This is a genomic window from Reyranella sp. (assembly GCF_004296935.1).
In the GTDB taxonomy this organism is placed as follows: Bacteria; Pseudomonadota; Alphaproteobacteria; order Reyranellales; family Reyranellaceae; genus Reyranella.
This window is the reverse complement of sequence record NZ_SCVH01000106.1, coordinates 82,386-91,814: the sequence shown is the minus strand read 5'-3', so window position 1 is coordinate 91,814 and position 9,429 is coordinate 82,386. Positions and strand designations below refer to the sequence as shown.

The window sequence follows — 9,429 nt, the reverse complement described above, 5'->3', positions numbered from 1 at the left end:
GGCAGACCATTCGTGGACCATGAAAAACGCCCGGCGGATTTCTCCGCCGGGCGCTGATCAGGACTTTCCCAACCTAGCAAGAATAATGGCATAATCCTGCTGAACTTGCAACTCTCTGGAAGGGCGCCCTTCAGACGCCCGTCGTCGGCTGCAGCCGTTCGCGGATGGCGCGATCGCACTGGGCCAGGCTTTCAAACGGACCAAGCACGACCTTGCCGCCGTCGTCGACGGCGTACCAGCCGGTTTGGGTGAGATTGTAGTCACCCAGATCCTCGGTCGGAACGTGGACGGCGATCAGGTCCTCGGGAATGTGCATGGAAAGCACGATAGGGGCCCCTCGCGACTTTTCAACCGTGCGGGCCCGGAAACTACGTAACGTGGGGCCGTGTGGCTGATGAAGCGGGCGGTGCCACGAGGGCGGTCCGGTCGTGGATGGCCCGGTCGCATTCGCCGAGGCTCTCGAACGGACCCAGGACGGCTTTGTCCTCGTGATCGATGGCGTACCAGCCGCCTTCGGTGACGTTGTACAGGTCGACCTCGTCGTCCGGGATGCGAACGGCGACTAAGCCGGGCGAGTTGTCGATGGACTTGTCCATTGTTCGCCTCCTTCCTTGAGTACGCACGGATAACGCACGCAACATCGGAAGGTTTCGAAGGTCTGGCCAACTAAGGACGGCGCGTCCAGCGATCGAGATTGGCGGCACCCGGCGGCACCTCGCCCTTCACCAGCGCCTCGACCTGGCGGACAGTGTCCATTGCCTGGCTTTCGCTGGCGGGCGGCGTCAGGCCGCCGACATGCGGCGTGGCGATGACGTTGGGCAGCCGCGCCAGTTCGGGCGACGGCATCTGGTCCGGCGCACGGCCGACATCCATCGCGGCGCCGGCAATGCGGCCTTCCGTCAACACCTTGGCCAACGCCGCTTCGTCGACAAGGTTGCCGCGCGACATGTTGATGAAGAAGGCGTCCGGCTTCATACGGGCAAAGGCCGCCTCATCCAGCAGGTTCTCGGTCTCCTCGTTGGCGATGGCGAGGCAGATCACGTAATCGGCACGCGCCAGCAGGTCGTCCATCGGCAGCTTCGTGAAGCGGCGATCATCGATCTGGGCATAGGGATCCGACACCAGCACCGACATGCCGAGGCCGGCCAGCAGCGGCGCCAACGTCCGCGAGATGCGGCCATAGCCAATGATACCGACCGTGCTGCCGCCAAGTTGCCGGCCGACCCGGATTTCGGGCATCCGGCCGGCATGATAGTCGGCCGAGGCGCGCGAGACGCCGCGCGAAAGATCGACCAGGAGGCCCAGGGTCAATTCCACCACCGACTGCACGAAGCCTGCTTCGGCATGTGTTACCAGAACCCCTGCCGTCGACGCCGCCTCGACGTCGATGTTGCGGATGTCGATGGCGCTGCGCATCACCACCTTGAGCTTCGGCAATCCGGCAAAAATCTCACCCGGCACGGCGGTGGAGCGGTCGGCGATGATGAAATCGACGTCGCGCGCCGCTGCGACCACGCCTGCCGGATCGAGCGGCGCATCGCCCTCGTGCAGCGTGACCTCGACCAGCTCCTGCAGGCGGGCAAGCGCCCGCGCGCCATAGTACTGCCGCCTGGCCCGCGGCACGTGAGTGAGAAGTAACTTCAATTGGTCTCCTCCGACGCGGTGGAGACTACAGCATAGACCTCATCCTGGGGAGCGCGACGAAGGCGGACGTCTCGAAGGATGGGAAGCAACGATGCGTTGCCCACCCTTCGAGACGCATCGCTACGCGATGCTCCTCAGGGTGAGGTGATACTGTATTATGACGTCTTCATGGGCGTCGCCTCGCCGAGAAGCGAGACGTGGGCAGCAACGATGCGCCAGCCGTCGGCCGTGCGCATCCAGGTGTGACTCTGCCGGCCGGTCCTGGTCGCGCCATGGCGGCGGAACTCGCAATTGGCGGTGCCGAAGTCACGACCGTAGGTGACGATCCAGAGCTTGAGGAGATCCCGGTTCAGCACGAAGCCCGGATCGCGGCCGGCGCGGAAGGCGGCGATCTGGTCGTGGCCGTAAAGCTGCTCGCCGATGCCGTAGCGCAGCGTATGCGGGCTCTTCCAGAACAAGCCGTCGAGCGTGACGACATCGTTGGTGTTGAGCGCTTTTTCGTAGCGGTTGAAGGCAGCGGTGACCTCGCCCACGACCTCGGGGATGTTGATTTCCATTTTTGCTCCTTACGCGGGCGGTGCAGCGGCGATGCCCTGCTTCTCCAGGAAGGCGGCCACGCGCAGCGCGGCCTGTTCGTTGTAGGGCTTGGCGATCAGCTGGACGCCGATCGGCAGGCCGCCAGGCCGCTGCAGCGGCGCCACCACCACGGGCAGGCCGATGAACGAGATCGGCTGGGTGAAGAGGCCGAGATTGGCGCGCACCGGCAGATCGACGCCGCCCAGCTTCATCATGACCTGGCCGAGTTTTGGCGCGGTGCAGGGTGTGGCCGGCGCCAGCACGATGTCGGCCTCGTCGAAGATCTTCAGCACATTGGCGCGATAGTGCCGGCGGAAGCGCTGGGCCTTCACGTACCAGGCGCCGGGCAGCAGTGCGCCCGCCATGAAGCGCTCGCGCGTATCGGGATCGAAATCCTGCGGCCGGGCCCTGAGTCGCGGCAAATGGAGCTGCCCGCCCTCGATGGCGGTGATGACATAGGCCGCCGCCCGCGCCGCCGCGGCCTGCGGCAGCACGACGGTCTTCGAGGCGCCCAGCGCCTTGGCGACGGTGGCCACGGCCTCGAACGCCTCGGGTTCGCCACCCCTGGCGAAGTAGTCGCCGGCAATGGCGATGCGCAGTCCGTCGATGCCCTCGATCAGGCGCGGCAGGGTCGGATCGGACGGGCGATCGGTGCAGACCGGATCGTCGGGATCCCAGCCCTGCATGGCATCGAACGACAGCGCCAGGTCCTCGGCCGAGCGTGCGATCGGCCCCAAGTGGTCGAAGGCATCGACGAAGGGAAACGAACCAGCGCGGCTCAGACGGCCATAGGTCGGTTTGAGGCCAAACAGACCACAGAGCGAGGACGGCACGCGGATCGAGCCGTTCGTGTCGGAGCCCAGCGCCAGCGGCACCTCGCCGGAGGCGACCGCGGCGCCCGACCCGCCCGACGAGCCGCCGGACATGCGTGTCGTGTCGCGCGGGTTGCGTGAGGGGCCGTAGTGCGCGTTCTCGCCGGTGAAATCGTAGGCGTACTCACCCATATTGAGGCCGCCCACCAGAATCGCACCGGCAGCCTCCAGCTTGCGCACCAGCGCGCCGTCGCGAGCTGCCTTGGGGCCATCGACATTGATCTTGGAGCCCGCACGCGTCGGCAGGCCGGCGATATCGAACAGGTTCTTCACCGCGAACGGCACGCCCATCAAGGGGCCACGATGATTGCCGGCGTCGATCTCGGCGGCGCGTTTGCGGGCGCGCTCGGCCACGATGTCGGTGAACGCGTTCACCGTGGGTTCAGCCGCCGCGATCCGCTTCAGCGTGGCGTCGATCACGGCAGAAGCCTTGACCTTCTTGCTCATCACTGCGCCCGCGATCTCGGTGGCGGTCGCAAATTTCGACAGTGGATCGGTCATGGCCGGAACACCGGCCCGGGAATCAGCTCGTCGTCGAGTTCGACCTCGAGCAACGGCCGCGCGATCATCAGGGACCGCTCATAGTTCAGAATCACGTTGGCGCGGTACTCGGGCGCGATCGGCAGGCCAAGAGCCTTCGCCGCCTCGTCGACCAGGCGCGCAACATCGGGCTTGTCGTCGGCCACGTCTTTCCTCCCCTCAAGCGAAGTGACAGGCAACCTGCCGCGCCGCACCCGCTGGATGCAAGAGCGGCATTTCCTCGGCACAGCGCGGCGTGCCCTTGGGGCAGCGGCCGTAGAAGCGGCAGACCCGCGGATCGGGATCGATCGGGCTGCGCGGCTCGCCATCGAGGCGCAGGCGGCCGGCGCGCTGTTCGGGCACGGCCTGCGGGATCGCCGAGATCAGCGCCCTGGTATAGGGGTGCCGGGGATCGGCGAAGACCTCGGCGGCCGGCCCCTGCTCCACGACCTTGCCGAGATACATCACCAGCACGCGGTCGCAGAGCAACCGCACGACGTTGAGATCGTGGCTCACGAACAGGTAGCTCATGCCGAGTTCGCGCTTGAGCTGTTGCAGGAGCTGCAGGATCACGACCTGCACCGAGACGTCGAGCGCTGCCGTCGGCTCGTCGAGGATCAGCAGCTCGGGCTCGACCGCGATCGCGCGTGCGATGCCGACGCGCGCCTTCTGGCCGCCGGAAAGTTGGTGCGGGAAACGCGAGAGGAGTTCACGCGGCAGGCCGGTCATGTCGGCCAGCGCCTCGACGCGGGCCGTGAGCTCGGCGCCCGACGTCTTCTTCAGGCGCCGCACCGGATCGGCGATGGCATCGGCCGCCGTGTAGCGCGGATTGAGCGAGTCGCCGGCATCCTGGAACACCATCTGGATGCGCGCGCGATGGGGATTGGCGGCGAAGTCCCGCGCCTTGAAGTCGGCCAGCTCGGTGCCGCCCAGGCGAATGCTGCCCGAGGTCGGATCGAGCAGGCGGTTGATCAGCCGCACCAGGGTGGACTTGCCGCAGCCCGATTCGCCCACGAGACCCACCGTCTCGCCGCGGCCGATGGTGAAGCTCACCTCGTCGACGGCATGGAGCTGCGGCAGCGGCGCCACCGGTTTGCGGAACGAAGTGGCGCGCGCCAGCAGGCCCTGCTTGGCGCCGACGGTGAAGCGCTTGGCCAGTTCGGCAACGTCGAGCAGCGGACCCGGTGGAACAGTGCTCACAGCGGATTCCAACAAGCGACGACGCGGCGCTCGCCCACGGTCCGCTGTGGCAGCGGCTGGGCGCATTGACCGAGGCGGCGCTCGCAGCGGTCGCTGTAGCGGCAGGCCGGCAGGTCGGACCGGCGCAGGTCGGGCAGACCGCCGGGGATCGAGGCCATGTTCTCGAGCGAGACGGTCTCGCCCGGCGTCGCGGCCAACAGCTTGGCCGAATAGGGATGGCGCGGGTGGGTAAAGAGATCTCGGCCGGGCGCGGCCTCGACGATGTGGCCCGCATGCATGACCACGATGCGGTCGCAATATTCGGCGGCCAGCGCCAGGTCATGGGTAATGAAGATGGTGGCCATCCCCGCCTCGCCCGCCAACTCGCCGATCAGGTCCATGATCACGGCCTGCGTGGTGACGTCGAGGCCGGTGGTCGGCTCGTCGGCGATCAGCAGCGCCGGCCGGCAGGCGAGCGCGATGGCGATCATGATGCGCTGGCACATGCCGCCCGAGAGCTCGAAGGGATAGGCCTCGGCGCGTCGCTCGGGATCGGGGATGCGCACCTTCTTCAGCATCTCGATCGCCGCCTGCGGGGCGTCGTTGCGGGTGGCGCCGCCATGGCGCACCAGCACGTCGGCGATCTGCAACCCGACACGGCGGATCGGGTTCAGCGCCGTACGCGGATTCTGGAAGATCATGGAGAGTTCGCGCCCGCGCTGCTCGGCAAGATCGCGTTCGCCGAGCGCCAGCAGGTCGGCGCCGCCGAACATGGCCCGGCCCGACGTCACCTTGCCGGCGGCATCGAGGATGCCCATGACGGCGAAGGCCGTCACCGACTTGCCCGAGCCGCTCTCGCCCACCAGCGCCACGGTCTCGCCCTTGTCGACGCTGAAGCCGACATGCTCCAGCACCTTGACGATGCCGGAGCGGGTGCGGAACTCGACCGACAGGTCTTCGACGGCAAGAGCTGGAACGGTGCTCACCCGATCACCTCACGCTGAGGAGCGAGCGCAGCGAGAGTCTCGAAGCATGGGCAGCAGATATGGTGCTCGCGCCCACCAAAGGGCGGGGAATACCCCGCCCGGATCGAGACGGCCCTGCGGGCCTCCTCAGGGTGAGGTTTGCACCTGTCGGACGGGCCAGAACTCATGTCCGCATCCTGGGATCGATGATGTCGCGCAGCCCGTCGCCCAGCAGATTGAAGCAGAAGACGGCCAGCATCAGCGTGGCGCCGGGAAAGAGCGCAATCCACCACTCTCCGGACTGGATGAAGTTGGCCCCCTCGGCGACCATAATGCCCCATTCCGCGTCCGGCGGGCGCACACCGAGGCCGATGAAGGAGAGGCCCGCCGCATTCAGGATGGCGTAGCCCATGGTGAGCGACATCTGCACCATCATGATCGGCATGATGTTGGGCAGGACATGGCCCAGCACCACCCGCGCCTCGCCGTTGCCCGAGAGGCGCGCCGCCTCGACGAAGCCTGCGTCACGCCGCACGTTGGCCTCGGCACGCGCCACGCGGGCATAGAGCGGGAAGTTGATGATGGCCGTGGCGATCACGATGTTGATCACCTCGTTGCCCAGCGCCGCCACGATGCCCATGGCCAACACGAACAGCGGGAAGGCCATGATGGTGTCGGCGAGGCGGCCCACGATGCGGTCGGTCCAGCCACCGAAATAGCCCGCCGCGACGCCCGACAGCGCGCCCAGCATGAAGGCCAGGATCACCGAGGCGAAGGCGATGGTGAGGTCGAGCCGCGTCGCCACCAGAACGCGGCTGAAGATGTCGCGGCCAAGCTGGTCGGTGCCGAACCAGTGCGCCGCCGAGGGCGGCTTCAGCGCCATGGCGGCGTTGCTCTGCAGCGGATTGTACGGGGCCAGCACCGGACCGAAGAGGGCCGCGATCAGGAACAGCGCGAACAGGCCAAACGCCAGCCCGGTGACCGGATTCTCCGACAGCACGTAGCGAGCGTGGCGCAGCAGCGGCAGCATCGTCAGGAATCCAGCCGGACGCGCGGGTCGACCAGGCCATAGACGAAGTCGATGGTGAGATTGAGCGCCACGTAGAGGATCGCCATGGTGAGCACGAAGCCCTGGACCGGCGCATAGTCCGAGGTGATCAGCGCGTTCACGGCGTAGAGGCCGATGCCCGGCCAGGCAAACACCGTCTCGACCAGCACGTTGGCGCCCAGCAGGAAGGAGAACACCATGCCCAGGGTCGTGATGACCGGCAGCACGGCATTGCGGAAGGCATAGGTGAAGATGACGGTACGCGGCGAAAGTCCGCTCGCCCGCGCGGTGCGGATGAAGTCGCTGCCCAGCACCGCCAGCATCGAGCCGCGTGTCATACGGGCGAGCGGCGCCAGCGAGAAGATCGCCATCGAGATGGCAGGCAGCGCCAGTTGGCGCAGGGCACCCCACAGCGTCTCGAGATTGCCGGTCAGCGCCGAGTCGATCAGGTAGAAGCCGGTGATGTGCGTCGGCGGCGAGAGGAAGACGTCGAGCCGCCCGGTAGGCGCCGGCGCCCACTGCAGCAGGTAATAGAAGACGTAGGCGAACAGCAGGCCGGTGAAGAACACCGGCAGTGATACGCCCGCCGTCGTCACGATCCGGCAGGTGTGGTCGATCCAGGTTCCCTGCTTCACCGCCGCCAGGACACCCAGCGGAATGGCGATGGCGACGGCCACGATCAAGGCAAACAGGGTGAGTTCGGCCGAGGCCGGCAGGCGGGTGGCGATCTCCACCACCACCGGCTGGCCGGTGCTGAGCGAATTGCCGAGATTGCCGTGCAGCAGATCGCCGATGTAGCCGACGAACTGCTCGGGCAACGACTTGTCGAGGCCGAGCTTTGCCCTGATCTCGGCAATCGCCTGCGGGCTCGCGGCCAGCCCGGCGAAATAGGCCGCCGGGTCGCCCGGCAGGAGGCGGGTCAGCATGAAGGTGACGACGACGACCCCCACGATGCTGGGGATCGCCGTCGCCAGCCGCGACAGCAGCAGGTTCAGCATCGCCGCCTCCGGCGTCCGCGCCTAGCCCTTCACGAGCTGGCGATAGTCGAGTTGGCGGTGGAACCAGTAGCGGTAGCCGGTGACGTTCTTCTGCATCGCCACGTTGAGCAGCGGCTGGAAGATCGGCACGCGCGGCACCTCCTCGAAGGCGATGTCGATGAAGCCCTTCACCGCCGCCTCGTACTCCGGGCCCGTCGTGAACCGCGCCTTGTCGATCAGCGCGTCCATGGTCGGGTTCTTGTAGCCCATCGTGTTGAAGACGGCGTTCTGGCCGTGATAGCACCAGTAGAAGAAATACTCCGGATAGTTCAGCCAGCCGCCGAAGGCGTTGGTGATCATCGGCATGTTTTTCTTGAGCAGCTCGCCGCGCCAGTTGGCGCCGGGGATCTTGTTGATCGAGGCCTTGATGCCGATCTGCCCCAGGCTCTCCTGGATCAGGATGGTGAGCGGCTCATTGGTGCTGGCAAGGCCGAGATCGAACGACAGCGTGGTCTCGAAGCCGGCAGGATAGCCAGCCTCCGCCATCAGTGCCTTGGCCTTGGCGATGTCGGTCTTGTAGCCGTCCTTCTGCGGCCAGTAGGCGCCCTTGAACTTGTTGTCGGCGCCGCCGAACAGCGGGAGCGCCTGGCCGAACATCACCGAGTCCATGATCTGCTGGTACGGAATGGCCCAGGCCACGGCCTGGCGCACCTTGACGTTGTCGAACGGCTTCTGGTTCACGTTCATGCCGAGATACATCATGGCATTTTCGATCGGCGTGCCGATCACCGTGAGCTTGGGTGAGGTTTTCAGCTCGGCGAAATCCTTGGACGGCAAGTCGAACGAGATGTCGGCGTCGCCGCGCTCGAGGAGCGCACGGCGGTTGCCGGCCGACGGAATGATGCGCTGGATGACGCGGCGAACCTTGGGCAGCGGCCCGTTCTTCCAGTCGTCGTTGCGCGCGAAGACCACTTCCTGGCCGGGCTGCCAGCGCTCGACCTTGTAGGCGCCGCCGGCAGCCAGGTTGTTTTTGCACCATTCCATCGCCCACGGATCGGTGGCGGTCGCGTTCTTCTTGCAGAGCCCGGAGTTCATGATCACCGGCACCGGCACGCCGATGTCAGGCATGGTGAGCTTGTCGGCGCGCACGAAGTCGACGCGGAAGGTGTTGTCGTCGACGGCGACGAACTGCTCCGGCTTCTCCAGCGAGCCCGCCTTCATCTGGAAGGTCGGGAAGCCACCCACCGTGACCGCGCGGTCGAACGACCACTTCACGTCCTTGGCGGTGATCGGCGTGCCATCGTGGAACTTGGCGTCCTTGCGCAACTTGAAGGTCACCGAGTTGGGCTTCAGATCCCACTCGGTCGCGAGCTCGGGCTGGAGCTTGGTGTAGTCGTAATGATCGTTGCCGTTGGCGTCCTTCTTGACACCGTAGGTGATCAGCCGGTCGTAGCAGTTCCACGATACCTCGTAGGCCGGCCGGTTGGTGCCGACGCCGTGGATATCCATCGAATTGGGCGGGCTCTCGGTGACCAGCAGAAGCGTCTCGTTGCGCGCCTGTGCCTTGGCCTCCGACCAGATGGCCGGAGCGGTCGTGGCCGCGGCGCCGGCGGCAGCCGTCGTCTTGATGAATGAGCGACGCTTCATTG

Annotated in this window: 11 protein-coding genes; all 11 read right to left on the bottom strand. The window is 66.4% G+C overall.

Translation table 11 applies throughout. The features are described 5' to 3' along the window. Nucleotides 1-130 precede the first annotated feature (130 nt). Complete coding sequence (locus tag EPO55_RS15720) at nt 131-325, bottom strand: hypothetical protein (protein ID WP_296337907.1); 195 nt, start codon at nt 323-325, stop codon at nt 131-133. Nucleotides 326-368: 43 nt separating this feature from the next. Next, entirely contained in the window at nt 369-596 is a 228-nt protein-coding gene (locus tag EPO55_RS15715; protein ID WP_296337906.1) for a hypothetical protein, read from the bottom strand. A gap of 70 nt (nt 597-666) precedes the next feature. Continuing rightward, nucleotides 667-1,644 (bottom strand): hydroxyacid dehydrogenase, encoded by a 978-nt coding sequence (locus tag EPO55_RS15710; protein WP_296337905.1) that lies wholly within the window; start codon nt 1,642-1,644, stop codon nt 667-669. Between the two features lie 155 nt (nt 1,645-1,799). Further along, complete coding sequence (gene hpxZ, locus EPO55_RS15705; protein WP_296337904.1) at nt 1,800-2,201, bottom strand: oxalurate catabolism protein HpxZ; 402 nt, start codon at nt 2,199-2,201, stop codon at nt 1,800-1,802. A 9-nt stretch (nt 2,202-2,210) separates the two neighbouring features. Further along, the gene (locus tag EPO55_RS15700) at nt 2,211-3,593 is read right to left on the bottom strand and encodes an AtzE family amidohydrolase (protein ID WP_296337903.1); all 1,383 of its coding nucleotides are present in this window, start codon (nt 3,591-3,593) and stop codon (nt 2,211-2,213) included. Next, nucleotides 3,590-3,778 carry a DUF4089 domain-containing protein gene (locus EPO55_RS15695; RefSeq protein ID WP_296337902.1) on the bottom strand — a complete coding sequence of 63 codons (189 nt, stop codon included), beginning with the start codon at nt 3,776-3,778 and terminating at the stop codon, nt 3,590-3,592. Before EPO55_RS15695 ends, EPO55_RS15700 begins: the two co-directional genes overlap by 4 nt. Before the next feature lie 13 nt (nt 3,779-3,791). After that, complete coding sequence (locus EPO55_RS15690; RefSeq protein WP_363719200.1) at nt 3,792-4,811, bottom strand: ABC transporter ATP-binding protein; 1,020 nt, start codon at nt 4,809-4,811, stop codon at nt 3,792-3,794. Further along, nucleotides 4,808-5,776, bottom strand: a complete 969-nt coding sequence (locus EPO55_RS15685) for an ABC transporter ATP-binding protein (protein WP_296337901.1) — start codon at nt 5,774-5,776, stop codon at nt 4,808-4,810. The genes EPO55_RS15690 and EPO55_RS15685 overlap by 4 nt, the downstream gene beginning before the upstream one ends. Nucleotides 5,777-5,939: 163 nt before the next feature. Then, on the bottom strand, nt 5,940-6,785 hold the full coding sequence (locus tag EPO55_RS15680; RefSeq protein WP_296337900.1) for an ABC transporter permease: 846 nt from the start codon (nt 6,783-6,785) through the stop codon (nt 5,940-5,942). Between the two features lie 2 nt (nt 6,786-6,787). Then, nucleotides 6,788-7,801 carry an ABC transporter permease gene (locus EPO55_RS15675; RefSeq protein WP_296337899.1) on the bottom strand — a complete coding sequence of 338 codons (1,014 nt, stop codon included), beginning with the start codon at nt 7,799-7,801 and terminating at the stop codon, nt 6,788-6,790. Nucleotides 7,802-7,822: 21 nt separating this feature from the next. Further along, nucleotides 7,823-9,427, bottom strand: coding sequence for an ABC transporter substrate-binding protein (locus tag EPO55_RS15670; RefSeq protein WP_296337898.1), 1,605 nt, complete (start codon nt 9,425-9,427; stop codon nt 7,823-7,825). Nucleotides 9,428-9,429: the final 2 nt, after the last annotated feature.